At 58.7% G+C, this 23,508-nt stretch carries 23 protein-coding genes; 11 read left to right on the top strand and 12 right to left on the bottom strand.

The window, feature by feature from the left end:
* Positions 1 to 4 precede the first annotated feature (4 nt).
* Positions 5 to 142, bottom strand: a complete 138-nt coding sequence (locus EC9_RS26715; RefSeq protein WP_218934350.1) for a hypothetical protein — start codon at positions 140 to 142, stop codon at positions 5 to 7.
* Between the two features lie 182 nt (positions 143 to 324).
* On the opposite strand from EC9_RS26715, the gene EC9_RS22175 reads away from it, so the two are divergent.
* The 5 genes from EC9_RS22175 (at position 325) to EC9_RS22155 (ending at position 3,724) form a co-directional block, all read left to right on the top strand.
* Positions 325 to 834: a hypothetical protein gene (locus EC9_RS22175; RefSeq protein WP_218934349.1), complete on the top strand. Its 510-nt coding sequence runs from the start codon at positions 325 to 327 to the stop codon at positions 832 to 834.
* A 15-nt stretch (positions 835 to 849) separates the two neighbouring features.
* Positions 850 to 1,266 carry a TadE/TadG family type IV pilus assembly protein gene (locus tag EC9_RS22170; protein ID WP_145348245.1) on the top strand — a complete coding sequence of 139 codons (417 nt, stop codon included), beginning with the start codon at positions 850 to 852 and terminating at the stop codon, positions 1,264 to 1,266.
* Positions 1,267 to 1,310: 44 nt separating this feature from the next.
* Positions 1,311 to 2,363: a VWA domain-containing protein gene (locus EC9_RS22165; RefSeq protein WP_246105829.1), complete on the top strand. Its 1,053-nt coding sequence runs from the start codon at positions 1,311 to 1,313 to the stop codon at positions 2,361 to 2,363.
* Positions 2,364 to 2,365: 2 nt separating this feature from the next.
* The gene (locus EC9_RS22160; protein WP_145348244.1) at positions 2,366 to 2,800 is read left to right on the top strand and encodes a TadE/TadG family type IV pilus assembly protein; all 435 of its coding nucleotides are present in this window, start codon (positions 2,366 to 2,368) and stop codon (positions 2,798 to 2,800) included.
* Between the two features lie 396 nt (positions 2,801 to 3,196).
* Positions 3,197 to 3,724, top strand: a complete 528-nt coding sequence (locus EC9_RS22155; protein WP_145348243.1) for a hypothetical protein — start codon at positions 3,197 to 3,199, stop codon at positions 3,722 to 3,724.
* 49 nt (positions 3,725 to 3,773) lie between these two features.
* Here the strand turns inward: EC9_RS22155 and EC9_RS22150 are convergent, their stop codons facing one another.
* On the bottom strand, positions 3,774 to 4,226 hold the full coding sequence (locus tag EC9_RS22150) for a hypothetical protein (protein WP_145348242.1): 453 nt from the start codon (positions 4,224 to 4,226) through the stop codon (positions 3,774 to 3,776).
* 347 nt (positions 4,227 to 4,573) lie between these two features.
* Here EC9_RS22150 and EC9_RS22145 point away from each other — a divergent pair, with 347 nt between their 5' ends.
* Positions 4,574 to 5,350 carry a DUF6690 family protein gene (locus EC9_RS22145; protein ID WP_145348241.1) on the top strand — a complete coding sequence of 259 codons (777 nt, stop codon included), beginning with the start codon at positions 4,574 to 4,576 and terminating at the stop codon, positions 5,348 to 5,350.
* Positions 5,351 to 5,647: 297 nt separating this feature from the next.
* Positions 5,648 to 7,132: a hypothetical protein gene (locus EC9_RS22140; protein WP_145348240.1), complete on the top strand. Its 1,485-nt coding sequence runs from the start codon at positions 5,648 to 5,650 to the stop codon at positions 7,130 to 7,132.
* A gap of 93 nt (positions 7,133 to 7,225) precedes the next feature.
* Here EC9_RS22140 and EC9_RS22135 read toward each other — a convergent pair whose 3' ends face one another.
* From EC9_RS22135 to EC9_RS22125, 3 genes are all read right to left on the bottom strand, one after another.
* Entirely contained in the window at positions 7,226 to 8,224 is a 999-nt protein-coding gene (locus EC9_RS22135) for an ABC transporter permease (RefSeq protein WP_145100890.1), read from the bottom strand.
* A gap of 17 nt (positions 8,225 to 8,241) precedes the next feature.
* Complete coding sequence (locus EC9_RS22130; RefSeq protein WP_145348239.1) at positions 8,242 to 9,771, bottom strand: sugar ABC transporter ATP-binding protein; 1,530 nt, start codon at positions 9,769 to 9,771, stop codon at positions 8,242 to 8,244.
* 68 nt (positions 9,772 to 9,839) lie between these two features.
* Positions 9,840 to 10,889, bottom strand: a complete 1,050-nt coding sequence (locus EC9_RS22125; RefSeq protein ID WP_145348238.1) for a sugar-binding protein — start codon at positions 10,887 to 10,889, stop codon at positions 9,840 to 9,842.
* A 197-nt stretch (positions 10,890 to 11,086) separates the two neighbouring features.
* Here EC9_RS22125 and EC9_RS22120 point away from each other — a divergent pair, with 197 nt between their 5' ends.
* A complete protein-coding gene (locus tag EC9_RS22120; protein WP_145348237.1) occupies positions 11,087 to 12,994 on the top strand; it encodes a hypothetical protein in 1,908 nt (635 codons plus the stop codon).
* Between the two features lie 41 nt (positions 12,995 to 13,035).
* Here the strand turns inward: EC9_RS22120 and dprA are convergent, their stop codons facing one another.
* From dprA to EC9_RS22085, 7 genes are all read right to left on the bottom strand, one after another.
* Positions 13,036 to 14,172: a DNA-processing protein DprA gene (gene dprA / locus EC9_RS22115; protein ID WP_246105828.1), complete on the bottom strand. Its 1,137-nt coding sequence runs from the start codon at positions 14,170 to 14,172 to the stop codon at positions 13,036 to 13,038.
* A gap of 75 nt (positions 14,173 to 14,247) precedes the next feature.
* Positions 14,248 to 14,811, bottom strand: coding sequence for a dual specificity protein phosphatase family protein (locus EC9_RS22110; RefSeq protein WP_246105827.1), 564 nt, complete (start codon positions 14,809 to 14,811; stop codon positions 14,248 to 14,250).
* An 83-nt stretch (positions 14,812 to 14,894) separates the two neighbouring features.
* Positions 14,895 to 15,776, bottom strand: a complete 882-nt coding sequence (locus EC9_RS22105; protein WP_145348236.1) for a hypothetical protein — start codon at positions 15,774 to 15,776, stop codon at positions 14,895 to 14,897.
* Between the two features lie 50 nt (positions 15,777 to 15,826).
* A complete protein-coding gene (aroH, locus tag EC9_RS22100; RefSeq protein WP_145123608.1) occupies positions 15,827 to 16,255 on the bottom strand; it encodes a chorismate mutase in 429 nt (142 codons plus the stop codon).
* A 248-nt stretch (positions 16,256 to 16,503) separates the two neighbouring features.
* On the bottom strand, positions 16,504 to 16,983 hold the full coding sequence (locus tag EC9_RS22095) for a response regulator (protein ID WP_246105826.1): 480 nt from the start codon (positions 16,981 to 16,983) through the stop codon (positions 16,504 to 16,506).
* 65 nt (positions 16,984 to 17,048) lie between these two features.
* Positions 17,049 to 17,522, bottom strand: a complete 474-nt coding sequence (locus tag EC9_RS22090; protein ID WP_145348235.1) for a hypothetical protein — start codon at positions 17,520 to 17,522, stop codon at positions 17,049 to 17,051.
* Positions 17,523 to 17,715: 193 nt separating this feature from the next.
* On the bottom strand, positions 17,716 to 18,618 hold the full coding sequence (locus EC9_RS22085) for a glycosyltransferase family 2 protein (protein WP_145348234.1): 903 nt from the start codon (positions 18,616 to 18,618) through the stop codon (positions 17,716 to 17,718).
* Between the two features lie 811 nt (positions 18,619 to 19,429).
* Between EC9_RS22085 and folK the strand changes: the two genes are divergently transcribed.
* The 3 genes from folK (at position 19,430) to leuC (ending at position 23,498) form a co-directional block, all read left to right on the top strand.
* Positions 19,430 to 20,389 carry a 2-amino-4-hydroxy-6-hydroxymethyldihydropteridine diphosphokinase gene (folK, locus tag EC9_RS22080; RefSeq protein ID WP_145348233.1) on the top strand — a complete coding sequence of 320 codons (960 nt, stop codon included), beginning with the start codon at positions 19,430 to 19,432 and terminating at the stop codon, positions 20,387 to 20,389.
* A gap of 21 nt (positions 20,390 to 20,410) precedes the next feature.
* Positions 20,411 to 21,262, top strand: coding sequence for a pantoate--beta-alanine ligase (gene panC, locus EC9_RS22075; protein ID WP_145348232.1), 852 nt, complete (start codon positions 20,411 to 20,413; stop codon positions 21,260 to 21,262).
* Positions 21,263 to 22,067: 805 nt separating this feature from the next.
* Entirely contained in the window at positions 22,068 to 23,498 is a 1,431-nt protein-coding gene (gene leuC, locus EC9_RS22070; RefSeq protein ID WP_145348231.1) for a 3-isopropylmalate dehydratase large subunit, read from the top strand.
* The last annotated feature ends 10 nt before the right edge of the window (positions 23,499 to 23,508 follow it).

The raw sequence follows: 23,508 nt of genomic DNA, 5'->3' as shown, positions 1-23,508 counted from the left end.
TCGTCTAGCCGATGCACAGCCGCCAGAGTATGTCGCCATGGAAGATGACGGCAAGCCCGGATCCGGCCGAAAAACTGCCCTTCTCGACCGGTTCGATACAACCGTTGTGACCCGAATGCATCGCATCATTGGATGATTTCACGAAATGATCAAGGTTGAAGTCTCCGCCATGGCGCCCCCACTTCCAGATGAATGCTAGGCTTCATCCGACCGACACAGGGTTCCACGTCGGAACCGATCCAATACTCCTCGCCCGATGGACCGCCACCACGGCAGCCTGGCACGGCGTTAAACGCTTCGAAGCAATCTCCCGAAGGTCACCTCATGTCCAAGACTACACGTCGAAAATCAAATTTCGTCGACCCAGAAACACAACTCTCACTTCTCAAGCGAATCACGTTTCACTGGGCCTCCTTCATGGTCGCCAACAGCGTTGCGTTGATGATCTGGTTGATGCTGTTTGAACAAGAACCAGGCGCAACGTGGGGCGAAACGGCCAGCTTGTTTCTGCAACGCTACGCACCGTTCCTGATTATTTCAGCAGCGATGCTGCCGATTTTCTTGCGTGACACGATGCGGTTGAGCAACCGGTTTGCAGGGCCAATTCAACGTTTGCGTCGGGCGATGGAAGCGGTTGCCGAGGGCTCTCACGTCAAACCGATCAGTTTCCGCAAAGGAGACTTCCTGCAAGACCTCGCTGCCGACTTCAACCTGGTCTTGGCGCGACACCAGAAACAGCAACTGGCTTCCGCGACACAGCCGACACACCCTGATCAGTCCGAGACACAGGTTTCGGCAACTGAAATTGAATCCGAATCACCCGTAAGTGTTTAACAAGGCACCCCTACGATGATCCAACAGTCCCCCGTCCGCCGACCGCATGCAAAATCACGGCGTGGTACCGCCATTGTCGAATTTGCCGTCTGTCTACCGCTGCTAGCGCTGCTGGTGTTTGGCACAATCGAAGCCGCTAGTCGGATTTTCCTGAAGCAAACACTCAGCATTTCAGCCTATGAAGCGGCCCGTGAAGCGATCCGAGTTGGATCGACCACCGCGGGTTCCAAAGCCAGTGGGAATTCGATTCTGACGGCCCGCAAGGTCAAGCAATCAAATATTGTCTTTTCACCAACAGACATTACCAACGCAAATCGTGGTGAATTGATCACGGTCTCGGTCTCTGCACCTACCCAGCCGAACAGTCAGGTATTGGGGAAGTTCATCGCCGACAAAACGATCACGGCGCAAGTCGTGATGGTGAAAGAGTAGACATCCATTCCGCGGGCCACGCCAACACTGCAAGGATTTAAAGTATGACGCAACAGACTCAACAATCGGTTCGCCGACGCCAGACACCAGCCCAACATCGCCGCGGTGCGATGATGGTATTTGTCGCGGTGCTGATGATTGCATTCCTGGCGACGGTCGTATTTTCGATCGATTTGGCCCACATGCACCTGACCCGCACTCAGCTGCGTTCGGCAACCGATGCCGCCGCAAAAGCTGCGGCCCAGGAACTCTCGGCGACCCAGAGCCGAGCAGATGCGAGACGCCAGGCGAAAGCGATTGCCAGCCAGAACTTGGTTGCTGGAAAACCCTTGCTGCTGAATAACGCGGACATCAAATTCGGTCGCTCCGTCGCCGACCCACAGAGCGGCAAATTCATCTTCCAGACCTCGGGGACTCCGATCAACAGTATTCAGATTCTCGGCGACCGATCCAGCGGATCGGCATCGGGGAGCGTCAAGCTGTTGTTTGGTGGCATCTTCGGCGTCGAAGATTTCCAACCCCAACAGGAAGCCACCGCAACGTTTTTGGAACGGGACGTCGTGCTGGTCGTCGACCGCAGCGGTTCGATGTTTGGCCAAAAAGCAACCGACCTTAAAAACGCAATCAACATCTTCGTCAACACGCTATCGGGAACTCCAGTGGAAGAAGTCGTCGGGCTCGCCTCCTACTCTAGTTCCGCCACCGCCGACGTCGCGCTGACGACCTCCTTGGGACAGATCACCACCGCCATGAATTCGATGCGATTTTCCGGATCGACCAGCATCTCGGCGGGGATGAGTGTCGGGGGAGCAATCCTCAGCGGAGGACGCAACACCGACTTTGTCGAACGAACGATGATCGTGATGACCGACGGTATCCACAACGCCGGACGCGATCCACAGACCGATGCTCAAATCCTTGCGACACAGGGTGTCTTCATCCACACCATTACATTTGGCGCCGGGGCGGACATCACGCGGATGAAACGAATCGCAACCACCGGTCGCGGCAAGCATTTCCATGCCGACAACGGTGCTCAATTAATCGCGATCTATCGCGAAATCGCGCTCACCCTTAGCACCCTGATCACGAAATAGCCATGACAAACAAACACTCCAGCCGACGCCAACCGATCGCTTCCCGCAGCGCACGCTCGCGTCGCGGTGCGGTAGCTGTCGAGTTTGCCCTGACCGCAGGGATCGCGATCGCGTTCTTCTTCGCTTCGTTTGAATTCTGCCGCGTCGCAATGATTCGGCACACGGTCGATAACGCCGTCTACGAAGCCGCTCGCACCGGGATCGTTCCCGGGGCGACGAGCAACGAAGTTCGCGCCAAGGCAACCGAGATTCTGTCGACGATCGGAATCACCAACGCGAACATCAAAGTAAATCCGACCAACATCACCAGCAATTCCGCCAACCTGACAGTCGACATCACCGTGCCGATCGAAAAGAACGCGTTTGGCGCGTCGCTGTTTTTTAAAGGCAAAAACGTCCAACGCGCTTTAAAGATGTCGCGAGAAACAGCCCAGTAGCCAGTCTCCGACTGCGTTCTCTCTCAAACCGCCGCCACGGCGAGTGATCGGTTCGCCGTTCCACTGGCCCTCTCTCTCGGCGCGGTCGTTGGCTGCCTATCGACAGCAACCTCTTCCCTCCAGCAAGCGAATTCGACGCGTCGAACGATCGGTCTCGGGTTCGCTGCCCGCTGCGCCCACCATCCGGCCAATCGGAACAATCGGAAATCTTTGCCCAACGGGCCGCATGATGCTTTTTTGCATCGTATGTTTTACTTAGGCAACGTACTGGCTCGCCGCTTCGCAGCTCCACGCACCGCGGAACGGCTCACCGGTCGAAGCGTTTGCGGTCGCAGCTGGCGTTCCTCGCGTTGCTCCTCGGCTCTCGAAAATCAATCCGTCGCTTCCTTCGTGTTCATGATTCAATTCAACGTTTCCCAATCGCTTCGGCTGTTCGCGTTGCTGTTGGCAACCGCATGCCACCATCTGCCGGCCCTCGGTGAAAACGCAGCGGCCGCCGGAGAGCTGGGCAAAAGCGTCTTGAACCAAGAGGCCTCGGTCGATGATCGGGAAGTCTATATCGTGACCAGCAAGCTACGCGGCACCGTCCCCAAGGTCGGCGCGATCCTACACGCATCGATCGCAATCTGCCCCAAAGGCGTCTCGCCCATAGTCTATGAGAATGGCGTAGCCGTTAGCAATTGTTATGAGTGCAAACTCTACGGCACCCAAGTGATGGAACGCGGATTCCAACTGGAACGAAAACGAATCGGTGTCTCGGCAACGAAAGTCTACGGTATCTCTGCCGCAACCGCCGAGCGACGGATGCGGAATCACAACGCCCTGAACATCCCGATCTTGAACGATTGCCGGCATCACGTGATCCAAGCGCTGGGCATCCGCAATCGCCGCGGTCATCTCAAGCGGCCGATCTCGCTGAAGTAATGGTCGAGCGTCGGCTGATCCAGACTGGTCGGCCGCGTCGTGCAGCGGATCAACTGAACGCGGCTCGCATTTTTCCAGCCAATCCCCAGAACTGATCCATGCTGGGTAAGGGGTTTGCGCGATACTTGCCCGCGGACAATTCGACTTCTTGATCGACGTGTTTTGAGACGATCGCTTCGATCTTCTCTTGTGAGATATCGCTTTTTTCGATCTCCACCGCCAACAGCTCGTCGGTCCGCTGCGATTCGATCTGACTGTAATTGTAGCTGGGCAGGAAGATCGTTCCGTTATAGAAGTCGACAGCAAAAGCGACGATACCGGGGACAACAAACAACAGCAGCCCAACGCCATCCAGAGCGACCACCTTCCAATCGATCGGTCCGCCGCGCGGCTGGCCGACGCGCTCGGGGAAGAAGATCGTTCCGCAACCGGGCAGACTTGTTGCCGCGAGCGATAGGGAGGCTTTGATCAGAAACCGACGTCGATAATCAGTGATTGGCATCGCGGGCGAAGCTCCAAAGTAACTGGAGGGGAATGAATTCGTAGACGGCATCGTCGCGCATCGGGCATATTGGCGCGACGAGACCTCGAATAACCAAAGGGGTGTTCACGGGTCCAGGTCAAAATGCTCAGAAACTTGGTTTTGGAGCTCCGCTTTCCGGTGCCGCCAGATGCAGCGGTTGTGCAGGCCGCGCCGACGATTCGCAAGTTCACGCCCCGATTTCGACGATCTATTAGCGATGGGCCTGGGGCCCGAAAAGAAAAATATCTTCACCACGGATCGGTGCGGACAAACGTTGGGCAGGGACGCCGATCTCACGATCGCTATGTGTGTTGGAGCACCCTGCCATGATTCAACGTCCTCCGATCTTGTTGCTGTTGGCCGGAGGTCTGGTTGGTGGGCCCTACGTCGCCACGGAAACCGAACTCGGCCAATCGTTGCAAGCCAAACTGACTCAGGTCACTGCCAGCGGAAGCGATGCGCAAACCGCCGGTTGGACCTCGCCATCGGCCGATGGCATGGATTCGCACTACAGCACCGAAGCCCTCTGGGCGCGGGGCGACAAGCACCCGCATCGGGATCTGGATTGGTTGAGCCACCCCAGCCAAGCGCTCGCCGGCGGCCCGTTCCAAGACTTTCGCGACATCTTGCGTTTTGATGCCACCCCCGCCTGGGTGACAGCTCAATTTTCGCGAGTCACGACGGTTCTGGCCGATCGCCAACTGGAAGGTCTCCGCGTCCCCGTCGTCACCGGCGCCAAACCGGACGACCTGGCTGGCACGATCACCTACTACTTCACCCCCCAGCATCGGCTACAACGGATCAGCTTCAACGGCTTCACCGGCGATCCGACGCGGTTGGTTTCGCTGATGATGGCCCATTACCATCTCTCCCCCGACCATTCGCTCGGCTCCGGCGGCTATTCCTATGGCTGGAACGGCAGTCCGTCGAGCCTGATGAAGATCACTCCCACCCCGGTGATCTATTCCGAAAGCCCCAACTCGCGATTTACAGTCTTTCTGGAACTGAACCAGCCGAATGGGCCTTACGGACTGAGCCACGCCGCGAGTGATATTCTTTCCGTATCGCGGACCAGCCAGACGCCGCAACGATCTTCTTATTAGAATGTAGATGTCCGGTGATCGGCTCGGCGAGGCAGGCAAATAGCCGCCGCCGAGCCCCCTCGATTGGTGAATCACTCCCAATCGCCCCCTCCACAGCGCTAGCGAATCGAGGCAACGAGCCCTCCCGTCGCGAATAAGCGCTCTAATCGGCAGTGGGGGGGCTAGGTGATTTGGCGACCTTTACAGGGTAAATCTGGTATTCTTGGAATTGTTGAATAAGATGACAGCAGTTCACACCCCTCATTAACTTCCGGCACGCATGCTCTCGTCCCTGGCCGGAGCGTATGGAGTTTCGAAATGGCAGCTCGCGACGATTCCGTGATTCGCGGCAGTTTGATTACCTGCATTATCGTTTTGGTCCTGTCGCTAGTCGGCAATTTCTTCATGTGGCAATGGGGCGATGCGGCTTCGCAGGAGAAGACCAAAGCCAATGCGTCGCTGCAAAATGCGCAGAATCAAGTGCGAACCCAGGACAGCAAGATCCAGGTGATGGAGCGGATGCTGGGAGTCGGTCAGATGACCGATGCCGAATTTGCGCAGATGCTGACCAGTGCCGGCGGCGACGACAAGATGAACTTGATCGAGCAACAGTTCGCCCAAGACATGTCGTTGATGAACGAAGATGGCAAGAAGAATTATCACGAATTGCCTTCGTTCCTGATGCGGACGATTCGCGACAAGTCAGCACTGTTGGCTGCCGCGGAACAGCAGATCGCGCGACTGGGCAAAGAGAAAGATGCGATCCTTGAACGCGAAACCGCTCGCGCCGACAAAGCGGAAAAAGACAAGGATGAACTGAACACCCAACTGCAGAAGACGATGGCCGATCTGGCCAAAGCGCGGGAAGATCACAACCTGAAACAGCAACAAATGCAGGATCTGTTGACCAAATCGCAGCAACAGATCACCGCGATCACGACCTCCGCAGCTCGCGAAAAGACCCAGTTGGTCAAACAGTCGACCCAATTGCAGACCACGATCGACGACCAAAAGAACACCATCGAAACGTTGCGTAACGACGAATTCGAAACACCTCAAGGACGCGTCGTTCACGTGATGCCCGGTGGCAACGTGGTCTTCGTCAATCTGGGAAGTGCTGACGGGCTGATCACCGGCGTCACATTTGGTGTGATCGATCAAGACGAAGTTCGTGTGACCAACGTTGAACCCAAGGCGAACCTGGAAGTCACCGCGATTCTCGGTTCCCATCTGGCCCAGGCACGCGTGGTCCACAACCCCGATCTCCGCAATCCCGTCATCGAAGACGACAAGATCTACACTCCCTTCTGGGCTCCGGGTCGTCGAGTCGAAATCGCATTGGCTGGTTTGATGGATCTCGACGGCGACGGAAACGATGATTCGGACCGTATCAAGGCGATGATCAAATCGGCTGGAGCGATCGTCAGTGCTCAAGTCGACGCTCGTGGCACCGAAACGGGTGAACTGACCTTCGACACGCGATTCTTGGTGTTGGGAACCAACCCTGAATTCAGCGAGGGGGATCCCGACGCTCAAGCGGGCAACGCCTCGGTTTTGGCGGCTGTTGGTAAACTGAAAGCGCGTGCGAAGCAACTTGGTATCACAACGATCTCGCTGAACAAACTGCTCGGTTATCTCCGCAGCTTGGACCAAGATCTCGTGATCCCGCTGGGAACCGCGTCGCGTGCCGAAGACTTCCCTCCCCTCAATTCCGAAGGACTTGGGAAACGCAGCCCCGGCAACGTCTCGGCGCTGTACGATCGCAACGCTCCGAATCGCGAAAATTCCGGCGAAGACAAGTAGCCATCGCGTCGGCTTTCGCTGGCGGGGCAACACTCGCCGGCAGGGCAACGCCCGCCTGGCAAATCCTCTACATCGCGACCGCTTCGGTCGCGATCACTCCGCCTGTTGAGCCAGTTCGGCTTGCAGGCGTGCTCGCCGCGCGGCGGCGAAGCGTTTGACATATTCGTCGGCGATCACTCCGCCGAGAATCACGATCCCAATCACCGCAAATTCGATGTTGGTGGGGATCGCATCGATCAACGTGATCGAATTCTTCAGCACCTGCATCACCGCGGCTCCGATCACAACACCGATGATCGTCCCCTCGCCGCCACGCAAGCTGCAGCCACCCAAGACCGCCGCGGCGATCGCGTAGAGTTCGTAGAAGTTGCCAAAGTCGACTGGCTGGGCGCTGCCGACATCCAGCACAAACAACATCCCGCCCAGCCCGCTCAACAGCGCACAGATCATGTAGGCCAGGATGATCATCCGATCGGTGTTGATCCCGCTGTACCGAGCCGCAGTTTCATTGCGGCCCAACGCCAACATGTAGCGTCCGTAGATCGTGTAGTTCAAAAACAGGATCGCCAGCACCGCCACAACGGCCAGAATCAGACAGGGATAAGGGATCCCAAAGTCGGTCCCCGGCAACGGCATCTGCCCCTGGGCAAGAGCTCGCAGCGATTGGTAGCCGCTCTTGAAACCCTGCGTCTGATCTTGCACGATCCCGCGCGTGATCCCGCGATAGACCAACAGCCCGCACAGCGTGACCACAAACGGTTGCAAGCGGACCTTGGTGATCAGTAGGCCATGGCTGAGTCCGACCGCCAGCGAGATCCCCAACGAGATCAGTAAGGCCAGCGGCACCGAGAACTCTTGCTGGACCAACATCCAGGGCAACAGACAACCGATCATGCAGACGACCGATCCGATCGATAGATCGATCCCACCGGTGATGATCACAAACGCCGCCCCCACCGAAATGATCCCAAACAGCGCGCTGCGGCGGATCAAATTCTCGATGTTAAACTGCGTCAAAAAGCGATCGCTCATCAGCGCCGTGACGACGCAGATGAAGACCAACAGACCCAAGATGCCAAGTATTTTTTTCATGTTATCGAATCGTTCGTTCAGGTCGACGCGGCGGCGACGGGGTTCCCGGTCGCCAATTGCATCACCGCTTCTTCGGACAATTGATCGCGTCGCAATTCACCGCTGATCTTGCCTTCGTGCATCACGATCGTCCGATCGCTCATGCTTAACACTTCTTCCATTTCACTCGAAACAAACAGCACCGCCACGCCGCTGGCCGCCAGTTCTTCCATCAACCGATAGATCTCTTGCTTGGCACCGATGTCGACGCCGCGCGTCGGTTCGTCCAACAACAGCACCTTGGGATGCATCGACAACCATTTGCCGATCACCACCTTCTGCTGATTGCCGCCCGACAGAAATTGAGTCGGAAGCATATCCGAACTCGATTTGATCTTCATCTCCGCGATCATCCGATCCGAATCGGCGCGTTCCTTTTGGCGATTCAAGAAGCCGCCCAGATGCCGATGCCGTTCCAACCCGGGCAGCCCCACGTTCATCCGGATCCCCATCTCCAGGATCAAGCCCTGCTGCTTGCGATCCTCGGGAACCATCGCGATTCCCGCATCGATCGCGTCGCGGCAGTGCCTCAGTCGCAGAGGCTTCCCCGCCACGAGAACCTCTCCCGAGACAGCCCGCTGAGTTCCGAAGATCGTCGACATCAACTCGGTTCGGCCAGCTCCCACCAGTCCCGCGACGCCAACGATCTCTCCGGCGTGAACCTTGAAATTCAAAGCGTGAGCCGGCCACGTCGATGTCCGCAGTTGTTTCAATTCCAGCATCACATCGCCCCGCGGATGCTCCGCTCGCGCGTAATACTTCGAGATATCGCGTCCTACCATCCGTTGGACCATCGCGTCGTGGCTGATCTGATCGCGGCTCAAATGCCCCGCGTTTTCTCCATCGCGGAGGACGGTGACCGTGTCGGCAAGTTCGATGATCTCGCCCAATCGATGCGAGATATAGAGGATCGTCACGCCCTGTTCGCGCAGCCGCCGGATGACGCGGAACAACGCTTCGGTCTCGTGCTGCGAAAGGCTGCTGGTCGGTTCGTCCATGATCAACAACCGCGCATCGACCGACAACGCCTTGGCGATCTCGACCATCTGCTGCATCCCGATCGTCAGATCGCCAGCGATCGTCCCCGGATCGATATCCAGCCCGACCATCTGCAAGTACTGCCGCGATGCTTCGCGGATCTTGCCGAAATCGATCAATCCGAACCGCCGCGGCTCGCGACCCAAAAACAGATTCGCCCCGACGTCCAGATTGTCCGAGAGGTTTAACTCTTGATGGATCAGCGCGATCCCCAGCTCCAACGCCCGCTGCACCGAATCGATTCTAACCGGTTTGCCGTCCAGCAGAATCTGCCCCGAATCGGGCAACTGCACGCCGGCCAAGATCTTCATCAGCGTGCTCTTGCCGGCACCGTTTTCGCCGATCACGGCATGCACTTGCCCCCGCGTCGCCGACAGCGAAACGCCGCTGAGCGCAGCGATTCCCGCAAAACGTTTTGTTACGTCACGAACCTCTAACAGTGGCACTGCCGCCGGGGAATGGGATGTCATGCAAACGAACTTGGCTTACGGTAAAAACGGGCACCTCGGCATCGAGGCTCCCGACGCTCGGCTTGGAATTACTCCGCTGTCTCACCCATGTTCTTCTTCAACTCGGCCCAGAATTCGTCCAGGTTATCCTTGCGAATCTTGCGAGCCGGGATGTCGAGGAATCCGACTTCGGGAATTCCCAACGACTGGAGATTCTCGCCGCGAGCCAACCCCGCCAACACCTTGACCGATTGCCGGCCGTATTCGAACGGATTTTGCACGACGGTTCCGTAGACGTTGCCGTCTTGAATTCCCTGCAGGGTTTCTTGAGCTTCGTCGAATCCGATGACTTTGATTTTTCCAAGATGTCCGCTCTGCGTGAGCGCTTCGAGCATCAGCGGCGGGTTGTAGGCGAACAGCCCCACCATGCCAGCCAGATCGGGATGGCGGCTGATCGCATCCTCGGCGTTCGCTTTCCCTTGAGCGCGATCGAATTGATCGGTGTAGGTGCCGACGATGTGCCAGTCTCCCTCTTTAATCTCCGCGTCGGGCGGGTCGAAACGCGTCGGATCTTCGCTGCGTCCCAAGACCGCGTCGATCACTCCCTGACGTCGGCGGCGAGCGTTGTCCTGTTCCAAGCGGCCGATGAAGATCGCCAACTTGCCCCCCTCGGGCATCGCTTCGCGGACCAGTTCGCCGCACATCCGCCCCGCGACATAGTTGTCCACTCCGATGTAGCACAGCCGATCCGAATCGGGAGCGTCGCTGTCGTGCGTGATCACTTTGGCGTACTTCGCTGCCTTGTTGATCAACTCGGTTTGATTCTCTGGATCGATCGGGCTGATCGCGATCCCATCGGTCCCCTTAGTCAAAAGATCTTCGATCATCCGCTTCTGCGCGGTGATCCCTTCAGCCGGCATCAGCACTTCGACGTCGGCATCAAAATCCTTCCCACCTTGCTTGACGCCCGCTTCGGCGATCACCCAAAACGAGGCGACGCCGTTGGTCACATAAGCGACGCTAGGGCGTTGGCCGGAGTCGCCGCCACCGGCCGAATCGCTGGAACTTTTATTGCATCCGGTACCCAGTACCGAAACGCAGGCGAACAGGGAAAGCAGAAAAAAAGTTGGCTTCGACATGGAGGTCCATTCAACGAGATCAAGTGCAAGGGGGCGGTCGGCAACAGCAAACGCCCGGTTGGGGAGAATCGATCGAATTGGAAAGTATCGTGTCCACTGTCAGGCTGGTCAACCTTTTCCCCAAACCAAGCTATATTGAAGGCTCGCCGCGATCGGATCGATTCCCATCACCCCCAAATTGAAAAGCGTCTGGCTCAATGCCCCAGTTCCCCGAACCTTTGCAGATCAGTCCACGCATCTCGGTGATCCCGATCATCCATGGTAGCGGCGATTTTTCCTGGGAAGTTCGCCGCCGGATGTTGGAGCACGAATTCGATTGCGTCGCGATTCCGCTGCCTCATTCGTTTCAACAGCGAGTCGAAGAGGGAGTGCTGCAGCTGCCCAAGCCCTCGATCGTGATCCAGCCGACGTCGCCGCGGTTTACCGAATCGGAGTGGTCCGAATCGCAAGCGGACGACGACGATGAAGACGATTTCGACGACGAATCCCCGACCAGCTATGTGCCGATCGATCCCTGCCAGCCGGTGATCATGGCGATCCGGATCGCGATGGGCGAACATTTGCCGCGGCATTTCATCGATTTGGAGACCGATCCGTTTGAGCCGATGTCGGCGACGATGCCCGATCCGTTTGCGCTCAAACGCGTGCCGTTGGAGCGTTTTGCGGCGGCGATGTTGCCGGGCGTTCCACATCCGCCCGACCGCCAGATACAGCAGCGGATCTTGCACATGGCCCTGCGGCTCCGCGAACTCGAACAACGCTACGAAAAGCTCCTTTTCGTCTGCAGCGTTCTGCAGTGGCCTTGGGTCCGGCAGGCGTATCGCGAAAGTGATGCCGAGATGCCCGAGCACGATCTTGTCGAACCGCCCGAGATCTACGACGTCAATCCTCGGTCGTTGAACTTCATGTTTGGCGAACTCCCCTACATCACAGGACTCTACGAACGGGCCCGCGCCGAACTGGAGGACGATCGCTTCCTGTCGATCGATGGCGTCAAGCAACTGCTGCTGGCCGCTCGTGATGCCTACCGCGCCGACCTCGGCGTGCGAGCTCGCAAAGTGACGCCGCTGCTGCTGAGTCAGTGCCTGAAATACATTCGCAACCTGTCGCTGATCGGACGCCGGATGACGCCCGATCTGTACACGATCGTCGTCGCGGCAAAGCAGATCCTGGGGCCGCAGTTCGCGCTGCACGTGGTCGAAACCGCACGGTCGTATCCTTATCTAAATTCGGATTCCAACAACGATCGCAATCAGGTCACGTTGGGGATCGACCAGGCGAGGCTCCCCGATGGCCAGATCGTTCCGCTGGTCAACCGCTTGCCCGGTCCCGAGGTCAGCTGGCAGACGCTGCAATTGAATCGCCGCCCGACGCAAGAGGAATCGAAGCGTTGGCAGTACCGCTGGAATCCGTACGGGCAATGCAGTTACCCGCCCGAAGACCAACAGATTGAAAACTTCCGCACCCGCGTCGTCGAACGGGCCCAAGCGATCCTGGGAACCGATCTGGCGCGGACGGAGAAGTTTACCACCAGCGTGAAGGATGGCATCGACATCCGCGATACGCTGCGTCATTGGTACGAGAAACAGATCTACGTCAAAGTCCTTCCGCCCGATCGCGGCAAGCTCGACTGCTGTGTGATGCTGTTCGACAGCCCTTCGGATCCGCGCGACTACCCGTGGCGTACGACGTGGTTCGCCGAACACGAAGAGGAATCGACGCTCGCCTTCTACGCAACCGACTTCTCCAAAGAGATGGTCGGGCCGGGGATCGGGATGTCGGTCTATGGCGGCGCGATGTTCCTGTTCCCGCCAGTCGTGATCCCCGACATCTGGAACGATCCACGATTGGACTTCGTCGATTCGTTGGAAGAGCGTTTGATCGCCGCGGCGTGCACCTACTCGCGTTCCCGGCAGATCGCGATCATGTCCAGCCTGCCGCCGGGAGCGGGCTGGCGTCGGCTGGCCAAGCGATTCCATAAACACTTGGTCCATGTGCCGATCGGATCGTTCAGCGACAGCCACATCCAGCAACTGCGAATGGTCCACGTCCTCAACGGCCAACACATCCGCAGCTACGCCGCCGATTTCATCCGCAAAGCGTAGAGTGGTCCCGCAATCAGTGTTCCCGCTGATTGCAGACCACCTTAAATCCGCACCAGGTGCTGGCCGCCGGTCCGTCGAACCAGGCGTCGCATCTCCAACACGCTGACGGTCGACAGCACTCGGTGCGCTGGCAATTTCGTGTTGGCGATGATCTCGTCGATCGATGTTGCCATGGCGCCGATCGCGTCGAGAACTTGGCACTCCTGTTCGTTCAACAGCAACTCGGCAGGCTGATGCAATTGTCGGGGCGCGTCGTCGGCATCGCGAACCTGAACCGGTTGAGACAGCGGCCCCAGGCTTTCCAAGATGTCGTCGACCGATTGGATCAACGTGACGCCATCGCGGATCAATTGATTCGTGCCGCGCGACATCCGCGAATTGACGGGACCGGGCAGGGCGAAACAGTCGCGTCCCTGCTCGCTCGCCAACCGCGCTGTGATCAGCGCACCGCTACGGTCGGCCGCTTCGATCACGCAGACGCCAAGCGACAGCCCGCTGATCAAACGGTTGCGTTGCGGGAACATTCCCGCGCGAGGTTTAGCCCACGGTGGATTCTCGCTGATCAAACACCCGTTGGCCGTCACGTCATCCGCCAAACCACCATGCTCTGCCGGATAGATCGCCCCCATTCCGCCGCCGAGCACCGCGATCGTGCGGCCTCCCGCATCGAGCGCCGCTTGATGAGCGATGCCATCGATTCCTCGCGCCAGCCCACTAACAATGGTCACTCCCGCGCGAGCCAGTCCCGCCGCCAAGACCTGTGTCTGCCGTCGTCCATAAGGCGTCGGATGCCGAGTGCCGACGATGGCGACCGCCAGTTCATCCTCTTTGAGAAACGTCCCCCGCATGAATAACACCGGCGGCGCGTCGCACAGTTCCAGCAAACGTTTGGGATAGCCGTCGGCAGCCTGCGGCACGATTTGGATCTGCAACCGCTGGCACTCCGCGATCAAATCCTCGACGTCGACTTGGGCGTTGGGACTGCGGATCGCATCGACCAACTTCGGCCCCACGCCGGCGACTCGCATCAACGCATCGGACGATGCGGCAAGAACATCGCTGGGCGAATCAAAGCACTCCAGCAAAGCGGTCAGCGTCCGTGGACCGATGCCGGGCAACATTGCTAAGCGAAGCAATGGGATCAGTGGATCGTCGACGTTACCCGAAAATTCAGACAAGGCATTCTTCCGCACGTGGCATCGAATGACCAATTATCAAGTTTACCTTGGCAAGCGTCAATAAGATGGCGCGACCTAGCCGATTCGCTTCACAAATTCCGCGACGACTGGACGCAGATAGACATGCGGATTCACATGCGGTCGACGCTCAAGCAGAATCTTCTGGGCCTGTTCGGGAGTTTGTCCGCGATACTTGATCAACCAACAAAGAGCGACCGTTGCGCTGCGGGCGCGGCCCGCTTTGCAGTGGATGTAAACCGTGTGCTCTTGAGCGACGTGCGACTGCACAAATTCGACAGCCCGCTCGATATCCTCCAACTTCGGATGCGTGAAGTCGGTCGTCGGCATCCGGAACTGCTCGATTCCCATCGCGTCGTAGACAGCTTGCGGGCCAGCATATTCTTCACACGTATTGACGACCGCGCGAACTCCCTGCTCGTACATCAGCGAGACATCGCGAGCGAACGGATACGCGCCGACGATCACATGCGGATCGATCGGATCCCACCAGCGGCGAACTTTCAACGCTCGCCCCAACAACATGTTCCACGTCAACGTCGGATAGAAGACGCCCCGTGCGTACATGCGCTGCCACAGCGGAACGTTCTTGGGAAGCGGCGTTTCTGGCTTAGGATCCATGGCTTATTTCAAAGAGACAGAAGAGAGTTGGTTGGATCGATCCCAACAGGGACCGACGATGGCATCGCACAGGCGCCGTCGACCTACGCGGTCAGAATGCGGTCGAGCGCCTTGAGCCCCACCGGAAACGGAGTCGTCCCTTCGCGCATCTGCGACCACCATGGGTTCAAACTTTCGGCGGTGCAATTGCTGTTGATCCGCCGGGTGTTCCAAGCATCCATCAACCGCGACAGCTCGACGTCGCCCAACAGCTCGACGTCGCGAGCGGCTTCGAGAACGATCGGCAACAGCGCCAATGCGGCCAGATCGGGAAGGTGTTTCGCGTCGACTAATTTACTGGCCGCCTTGCGTCCCAGCCCCAGTCGCGCCAACAACCAGCCCAAGCGAACGACTTCGGGAATATCGGGAAACGGATTGGCAAGCACCGCCTCGATCCAAACCAGGCCGGTCTCGGGGCTCGCGTCGCCGCCGCCGCCCAAAGCGGGCTGGACGAACGCGACCGTTCCTTTTTTGGGAATCAGGTCGCGATGGGTCAACTTGCCGATCACGGCGATCAAACCGGGGCCTCGCGCCTCCCATTGCTCCTGCAGCACGCGAGCCCGCAGCGGCAACTGTTCGCTGAGTTTTGGAAACGCTTCGGCGTAAGCGATTTTCAGATCCGCCAACTGACCCGAGATCGTCGGAGCGATCGAATCGGCAGCCAGCTCGCCACAGCCGGCTTGCAGCAACGCCGCTTCAACCCGCGCTCGGTGGTCGCGGGGACGATCGCCCGCGGCGATCAAACAGTTCCAAAACCGGTCGACGTCCAAGTCGGCAACGGCCAATCGATCGCTGATCGATTGAACGCAGTGACCGATCAATCCGGGCAACTGAGCATCTGCGACCGGCAAACCGCTGGCGACCGCTGCGGCAGCGCACAGCGGACTGATTTCGGGAGTCGTTTTCCAGGTGATTTTGACAGCCATCGTTTCCACAGAATCGGCGAAGCAGTCCGCAACGTCACGCCATCGGGGCGCTACGACTGCAAATTTTCCGCGATCCAGGCCTCCAGTTCCGCGTCGTCCAACGGCGGCAACTTGCACAGATCGGGACGCAGCGCGGCCGCGTCGCGGAGATAGACATGGTGAATCTTGTCTTGCGGGACGTCGGTGTTCCAGTGCAGCAGCACGCGGATACAGAGCGGCAGCGAACCCTCGACGGATATCTCATAACCGCACATCAACGGAACGTCGATCCAGCCCAATTGCCGAGCCGCCACGGCCGGAAACTCGGCATCCAAGTCCTTGGTGACGGTGAAGATGGCACTGGCCAAGTCGATCGCTTGGATGCTGTTTTGACGCATCATCAGCGCCAACATCTGGCGGGTCGCCAGCAGTATTTGCGATTTTGAATTCTCTTCGACCGTTATCGCCCCGCGCACGCCGCGGCAAACCAGATTGGGCATTTTTGCTCCCACAGCAGCTATCGTTTTGTTGGAGCCTCAATATAGTCGAAACCTGCTCGCAACCGAAGCGGCTATGAAACCGACTTTTGCGGCGACTTAGGACGCAATGAATGCACTCCTAGAGTCAGGGAAAGCCAGCGGCGGCAGAAGAGCGACTGCTGCTGCAATCGCAAGCCGCCGCAGCCACTGGCGACGACGGAGAGTTCGCGGCGGTCGGCAGCATGAGACGCTCCGACCAATTGCAACGGCTAGGGGGACGTCGCCAGAGTGTGCTCGGGAAAGACCGATCGCAAGGCGCGGGCACCAAAGACCAACAACCGTTTGTGCTCGCGGACAACTCGCAGGAACTTGTCTTCATCGACAGGTTTTTCGATGTAATCGTCGACCTTCAACGTCGAACAGATCGTCCGATTTTCGGGATCGCCCGAAGCGGTCAGGACCACGACGGGGACTTCCGAAAGGTTGGGCATCTGCCGCAAATCGCGGAGCAGATCGGTCCCCTTGCCATCGGGCAACAACAGATCCAAGAGAACCAGATCGGGCTGCGGCGCGCGGCGGAAAACACCTTCCTGACGGACAAATGCCAACGCCTCGGAAATGCTCCGCACCAAGGTCACACGATGGTGAATGCTGCAGCGTCCCAGCGCCAAGATCGTTACCCGCGCGTCGAGCAAACCATCCTCGACCAGCAAGATCTCCATCGGACGACAAACCGTTTGTGAGAACATCAGCTCAATTCCTCTTCTACAGAGACCTGGACGCAGAACATCGCGTACCTGAGACAATATCTATTCTATCGCTTCATATCAAAATATGCGACTTCAATAAGCTCATCTTCGCATCGTTCATGTTGCTGCAAAGCGACATCAAACGCTTCGGTCTCGCCGATCAAACGCTCCACCTCGCTCGCCGCAAATCCCCGATACTGCAACTCTTCGGCCAATTCACACAGATCGGTCAACTGCAAAAACAACCGACAGTGCTGACCTTGAGCCCGTTCGGCAGCTTCGCTGATCCGCCTTTCGATCACTCCGGGACACTCGATGTAACCATACGATTCTTCCAACGCGAACTGCAACGAGAGATGGTCGCGCAACTGATCCAACAATCGAACCAATCGCTTGGCGATCTCCGCACGTGAACCCCCTTCGTCGCAGGTCTGCCGAACCTCGTGCAACGTGCTCCACAGATCGTGGTTACTCTCCTTGATCTCCTGCAGAAAAGCCGGGTTGACCGTGAGCGTCATCACATTTGTTCGCATCAGCATAATCGGTGCCTCCAGGAAAAGTGTCAGACGTAGGCGAGATCAGGGGGGCGGCGGTCAACCCCCTCCCCAAATCAGAGAAGATATGCTTTAGGCTACGGCTAGGCTGACACCTTCGTCAAGCAAATTTTCGCGTGCCTGCGACTCCCCGCGAACAGGCCGCCGCAGGGAAAAGACGCAAGCCATTGCAGACAAACTACTTGCGCCCCGAGAATAGGCCGTAGCGGACGATGCACCACAACGCGCTCACCCCGTCTTTCCAGCCGATTTTCTTCCCTTCGTCATACCACCGATGTTGGTACCGGATCGGGCGTTCGGTGAACCGTAACTTACGCTTGGCAAGCTTCGCAGTCAGTTCGATTTCGATACCAAACCGGTTCTCTTTCAAGTCGGGCACCAGATCTTGAATGATGTCTCGACGCACCATCTTGTAACACGTCTCGACGTCGCTCAATCGCAACCCAATGGCAAGGTTGCACAGCCCTGTGATCAGACCGTTCACCGCCTGGTGCCACCATGGCGAGACCTGGCGATCGCAGTGACCATAACGCGTGCCGTACACCACATCGGCTTCGTCGGCGACCAGCGGTTGCAGCAGCCAGCGAAAATCGTTTGGGTCGTATTCAAGATCGGCATCTTGCACGACCACACAATCCCCTTTGGCCGCCACAAAGCCGGTCCGCACAGCGGCCCCCTTGCCCGCGTTGGCCGGGTGATGAATGACGGTCAAGTCGGCCGATGCCGGTAGCGCATCGAGCACCTCGTGACTGCCGTCGGTGCTGCCGTCGTTGACCAAGATGATTTGCAGCGGCAAACCGGTACTGCGCAGTCGCGCGATCGCCCGCTCGACCGTGGTCGCTTCGTTGTAGACCGGGACGACAACCGACAGCACAAACCCTTCGGGCAATGGAAAGATCCCCAATCGCCGACAGACCGCGGGCCCCAGAAATCGACAACACTCTTCGTAGTGCTCAAGAGTCCAGTACTTTGGGTCGCCTGGCATCGCATCGGCGCCGCCCAGAGACGCAACATCGGCGACAATACTCGCCTGCGGTGTCGGTGTTATGTCCTGTTTGAACGAGGGGTCGTGTTCCGGCATGGCTATCGAGACCGCTAGTACATCTTGTTGTGATTCATCGTTACGAGTTACATAAATCATTCTGCCAGACTTGCCACCGATCTACAAACCGAGCAACGGTTCAAAATCAGACGAACCGCCCATTGCCCAAATACCCCAATGCAAGCAACAACGATCAATCATGAAAAAATTTGCATTCCGCACGGGCTGATTGCTTGACAACCCAAACGCATCCGGCACAATGATGCGAAATCATATCGCTTGCCTTTCCCGCCGAATCGTCCAGCGGAATTAAGACCCAGCGGTATGAGATTTTATCGCCTCAGCCTTATGCAAAGTTTGGAATCGCAGCGATGATAACCCCTGGAAAACGAAGTCGTTTGATTAGTTCTCCACCACAGCACTGCGATCTCCTCGACTCTTCCAGCTAGCCACCATTGGTGCTTACCGCGACCTGAAGGCACGCGTTTCCAACCGCCTTCGATCCGCTTGGCGGATGCACGACGAAACAATGACACCCCGTCTGTCCGATGCTGCGCACCGACCGACAGGACCAAAACAATCAACGACCGGCAGAAACAGAGACCGAACTTTTGAACTCGGGGGGTGGTGATGCAGGGAGTCACAGCCAACGACACGAATGTCGAGAACCGGACTTCCCCTCCTTGTTTGAGATTGTTGACCCACGCGTCGCCATGGAAGGCGAATGCGTGGGTCCTTTTAGCTCCGCCGCGACGCAGTCACACCGCGACATCTTTCATGGACACCGCAAGGGGCTACAATCAGCAGGACACTTGCCCGCTGACACCCCCAACTGCTGAATGATCCGCCCGTGCCCCACTGCCTGATTAGCCTGGGATCCAACCTCGGCGATCGCGATGAATTAATGCGATCGGCCGCGCTGGCGATCGCCCGCCACCCCGACGTTCTGACGATGCGATGCAGTCGGATCTTTACGACTCCGCCGGTCGGCGGCCCCAGCGGCCAATCGATCTTCTTTAACGCAGCGGCAGTCATCGAAACGACCCTCTCGACCGCTGGCGTGCTGAACCTGCTGCAGCAGACCGAACAAGACCTCGGCCGCGTTCGCAAACAGCGATGGGACCAACGCAGCATCGACCTGGACGTTGTCTTGTACGGCGATTTTGTCGGCGCATCGCTGCAATTAAAGCTCCCCCACCCTCGCTACACCGCCCGCGGATTTGTCCTGGCTCCCGCCCAAGATGTCGCCAGCGACTGGCGCGACCCACGGTTCGAATGGACCCTGCGACAACTCTACGAACACCTGCAAGCCGCCGCTCCGTCGGTCGCCCTGGTCGGAGGCGGTAGCGAAATGAGAGCCGAAATCTGCAACCAACTTTCCACACAGGGGATCGCGATCCGCCGTCGCAGCACATCCAGCCCGGCGATGTCGATCATCGGCCACGCGCCGGGAACCGTGGCGGCAGAAACCCAACCACGACCCGACGACCAGGCCGCCACCAACACGCCCCCCGACAAAACACCCTGGGTCGCCGATTTTGTTCCCGAAGCGATCGCGACGACCTCCCCCGAGATCGCCTCGCGCGATCCCAACATGCCCCGATTGATCGCGCGACTGCACCGCACGACGCCCGAAACCCGCTGGCCCTCGCCGCAGATCATCTACCGCAACGGCTGGAACTGGCCCGAATACCGCCTGGAAGTCGACGACCTCCCGTGGGCGGTAAGCGAAGTCGCTGCGGCGATCGATTCGATGCAGTGCGAAGTGCATCCGATCACCGCCGACGGCAACTGGGCCTCCCCCTCCTGACATCGCCGCAAAGAAATCGCCATGAAAATCGTAAAACTTGTCTCCGAAGCACAGCGATGGACGCTCGACCAACGCGCCGTCGGCAATCGCGTCGGACTCGTCCCCACGATGGGCGCACTACACGCCGGACACATAAGCCTCGCCCAGCGGAGCCACACGATCTGCGACCGCACCGCGGCGACGATCTTCGTGAATCCAACGCAATTTGCTCCCAGCGAAGACCTCGATAAATACCCGCGCACGCTCGACGCGGACCTTGAAAAACTGGAAGCCGCCGGCGTCGACCTCGTCTTCACCCCCGAACCAAACGAAGTCTACCCACCAGGCTTCTCGACCTACGTCAGCCCTCCCGCTGTCGGCGGCACGCTGGAAGGGGCCAGCCGCCCCGACCACTTTCGCGGCGTCACAACGGTCGTAATGAAGCTGTTTAATATAGTTCCAGCCACCCACGCCTTCTTCGGCCAAAAAGACTATCAACAAGCAGCCGTGATCTCGGCGATGTGCCGCGATATGAACGTCCCGATCCAACTGGAGATCTGCCCGATCGTCCGCGAGCCCGACGGATTGGCGATGAGTTCGCGGAATCGCTACCTCTCGGACGACCAACGCCAGCGAGCCCTGGGACTGAGCCGAGCACTAAAGGCTGCCGAGCAACAGTTCCGCAGCGGCGAAACCGATGGCCCACAACTGGAGCAAACCATGCTCGACGCATTGGCCGAAGCCAAGGTCGACACGATCGAATACGCGGTAATCGCCGACGCGATCACGCTCGAGCCGCTGCCAACGATCGATCGCCCCGCCGTCGCACTGATCGCCGCTCGCGTCGGCGCGACCCGGCTGATCGACAACACGCTGCTGACGCCAGGCAATTAACAGAGCTCGCAGCGACAGATTTCACCCTCCCAACGCAGCAAGGAGGGTCGAAAAACAAGCGTTTAGCCAGTTTTTCGGGGAGGGCCGACCGCCGTGATCGAGCACTGCGGACGTACCTCGCAACCCCTCCCCGAACCTCGCTCCGCGGGTTCGACCCTCCCCCTCAAACTTCGTTTGGGGAGGGTGAAGCGATGCCAACACTTCACCCTCCCAGCGAAGCAGGGAGGGTCGGGAAACAAGCGTTTAGCGAGTTTTTCGGGGAGGGCCGACCGCTGTGATCGAGCACTGGGGACGCACCTCGCACCCCTCCCCGAACCTCGCTCCGCGGGTTCGACCCTCCCCTACCAAACTTCGTTTGGGGGAGGGTGAAGCGATGCCGCATTTCACCCGCTCGGCGACGCAGGGAGGGTCGAAAAACAAGCGTTTAGCGAGTTTTTCGGCGAGGGCCGACCGCCGGTGAGCGAACACTGTGGACATACCTCGCACCCCCTCCCCGAACCGCGCTCCGCGGGTTCGACCCTCCCCTACCAAACTTCGTCTGGGGGGAGGGTGAAGCGATGCCGCACTTCACCCTCCCAGCGAAGCAGGAAGGCTCGAAAAACAAGCGTTTAGCGAGTTTTTCGGGGAGGGCAGGCCGCCGCAAATCCTCGATGCGCCAGACCGGGCGACGAATGGCCGCTGGGATGCACCCCGAGCATCCCAGCGGCCAAAATCTGTCCCCCATACCGAGAAACTCCCCCGGCAAATACAATAGTGTTTTAGAAAATCCCGAACCTCAGCGGCGCTCCTGGCGTCTCGGCAACTGATGACAACAGCACAAAGCAGCGGGGGACAGCCCCGCACGATGTTTGAAAAGATCTGGGACAACCATGTTGTTCACAGCGAACCTGGCAAACAGACGATCCTTTATATCGACCTGCACCTGGTCCACGAAGTGACCAGCCCACAGGCGTTTGAAGGTTTGCGGATCGCCGGTCGAAAGGTGCGCCAGCCCAGCCGCACGATCGCGACTCCCGATCACAACGTCCCAACCAGCGACCGCAGCCTGCCGATCGCCGACCCGATCGCTCGCAAGCAGATTGACACCCTGCGCAACAACTGCAAAGAATTTGGCGTCCAGTTGTTCGATATCGACGACGTTCGCCAAGGGATCGTACACGTCATCGGCCCCGAAAACGGCTTCACTCAGCCCGGCATGACGATCGTCTGCGGCGACAGCCACACCGCGACGCACGGTGCGTTTGGATCGTTGGCTTTCGGTATCGGCACCAGCGAAGTCGAGCACGTCCTGGCGACGCAGACCCTGCTGCAATACAAGCCCAAGACTTTTGAACTGCGTGTCGAAGGGGACCTTCCCCGCGGCGTGACAGCAAAGGACACGATCCTGTATCTGATCGGCAAGATCGGCACCGCCGGGGGAACCGGGTACGTGCTGGAATTCACAGGCGATCCGATCCGCAAATTCTCGATGGAAGAGCGGATGACGGTCTGCAATATGTCGATCGAAGCGGGTGCTCGCGCCGGCCTGATCGCTCCCGACGAGCTCACCTTTGAGTATCTCCGCGGCAAGCCCGAAGCCCCCAAGGACTTCGACGCCGCTGTCGAGAAGTGGAAGCAACTGCCAAGCGACCCCGGGGCCACCTACGACCGCAGCGAGGTCTTCCAAGGTTCCGACATCCAACCGCAAATCACCTGGGGAACCAACCCCGGCCAAGTGATCAGCGTGATGGACCGGATCCCGTCGCCAGGCGATTCGACCGACCCGACCGAACAAAAATCGACAGCTCAAGCGCTCGAGTACATGGGCCTGACCGCCGGCAAATCGCTGACCGACGTCCATATCGACCGCGTCTTCATCGGCTCGTGCACCAATGCACGGATCGAAGACTTGCGAGCCGCCGCGGCAGTCGCCAAGGGGCACAAGGTCAGCGGTAGTGTCAACGCGATGGTTGTTCCAGGCAGCGGCAAAGTCAAACGACAAGCCGAAGAAGAAGGCCTGGATGTGATCTTCAAAGAAGCTGGCTTCGATTGGCGTGAAGCGGGCTGCAGCATGTGCTTGGCGATGAACCCCGACAAACTTGCTCCGGGCGAACGCTGTGCCAGCACCAGCAACCGCAACTTTGAAGGACGCCAGGGCAAGGGAGGCCGCACGCACTTGGTCAGCCCAGAGATGGCAACCGCTGCCGCCGTCGCCGGTCACTTCACCGACGTCCGCCAGTGGGACTTCAAGAGCTAGCCGACGACAT

The sequence above is a fragment of the Rosistilla ulvae genome, from assembly GCF_007741475.1.
GTDB classification, from domain to species: Bacteria; Planctomycetota; Planctomycetia; order Pirellulales; family Pirellulaceae; genus Rosistilla; species Rosistilla ulvae.
Note: the sequence above shows the minus strand (reverse complement) of the source record. Positions and strands in the feature narration are given on the sequence as shown.

Bases quoted from the DNA above. Each gene is read 5' to 3' on its own strand.
- EC9_RS22175 (WP_218934349.1), top strand. From the start codon at position 325: ATGTCCAAGACTACACGTCGAAAATCAAATTTCGTCGACCCAGAAACA.
- EC9_RS22170 (WP_145348245.1), top strand. From the start codon at position 850: ATGATCCAACAGTCCCCCGTCCGCCGACCGCATGCAAAATCACGGCGT.
- EC9_RS22165 (WP_246105829.1), top strand. From the start codon at position 1,311: ATGACGCAACAGACTCAACAATCGGTTCGCCGACGCCAGACACCAGCC.
- EC9_RS22160 (WP_145348244.1), top strand. From the start codon at position 2,366: ATGACAAACAAACACTCCAGCCGACGCCAACCGATCGCTTCCCGCAGC.
- EC9_RS22155 (WP_145348243.1), top strand. From the start codon at position 3,197: ATGATTCAATTCAACGTTTCCCAATCGCTTCGGCTGTTCGCGTTGCTG.
- EC9_RS22150 (WP_145348242.1), bottom strand. From the start codon at position 4,226: ATGCCAATCACTGATTATCGACGTCGGTTTCTGATCAAAGCCTCCCTA.
- EC9_RS22145 (WP_145348241.1), top strand. From the start codon at position 4,574: ATGATTCAACGTCCTCCGATCTTGTTGCTGTTGGCCGGAGGTCTGGTT.
- EC9_RS22140 (WP_145348240.1), top strand. From the start codon at position 5,648: ATGGCAGCTCGCGACGATTCCGTGATTCGCGGCAGTTTGATTACCTGC.
- EC9_RS22135 (WP_145100890.1), bottom strand. From the start codon at position 8,224: ATGAAAAAAATACTTGGCATCTTGGGTCTGTTGGTCTTCATCTGCGTC.
- EC9_RS22130 (WP_145348239.1), bottom strand. From the start codon at position 9,771: ATGACATCCCATTCCCCGGCGGCAGTGCCACTGTTAGAGGTTCGTGAC.
- EC9_RS22125 (WP_145348238.1), bottom strand. From the start codon at position 10,889: ATGTCGAAGCCAACTTTTTTTCTGCTTTCCCTGTTCGCCTGCGTTTCG.
- EC9_RS22120 (WP_145348237.1), top strand. From the start codon at position 11,087: ATGCCCCAGTTCCCCGAACCTTTGCAGATCAGTCCACGCATCTCGGTG.
- EC9_RS22110 (WP_246105827.1), bottom strand. From the start codon at position 14,811: ATGGATCCTAAGCCAGAAACGCCGCTTCCCAAGAACGTTCCGCTGTGG.
- EC9_RS22105 (WP_145348236.1), bottom strand. From the start codon at position 15,776: ATGGCTGTCAAAATCACCTGGAAAACGACTCCCGAAATCAGTCCGCTG.
- aroH (WP_145123608.1), bottom strand. From the start codon at position 16,255: ATGCCCAATCTGGTTTGCCGCGGCGTGCGCGGGGCGATAACGGTCGAA.
- EC9_RS22095 (WP_246105826.1), bottom strand. From the start codon at position 16,983: ATGTTCTCACAAACGGTTTGTCGTCCGATGGAGATCTTGCTGGTCGAG.
- EC9_RS22090 (WP_145348235.1), bottom strand. From the start codon at position 17,522: ATGCTGATGCGAACAAATGTGATGACGCTCACGGTCAACCCGGCTTTT.
- EC9_RS22085 (WP_145348234.1), bottom strand. From the start codon at position 18,618: ATGCCGGAACACGACCCCTCGTTCAAACAGGACATAACACCGACACCG.
- panC (WP_145348232.1), top strand. From the start codon at position 20,411: ATGAAAATCGTAAAACTTGTCTCCGAAGCACAGCGATGGACGCTCGAC.
- leuC (WP_145348231.1), top strand. From the start codon at position 22,068: ATGACAACAGCACAAAGCAGCGGGGGACAGCCCCGCACGATGTTTGAA.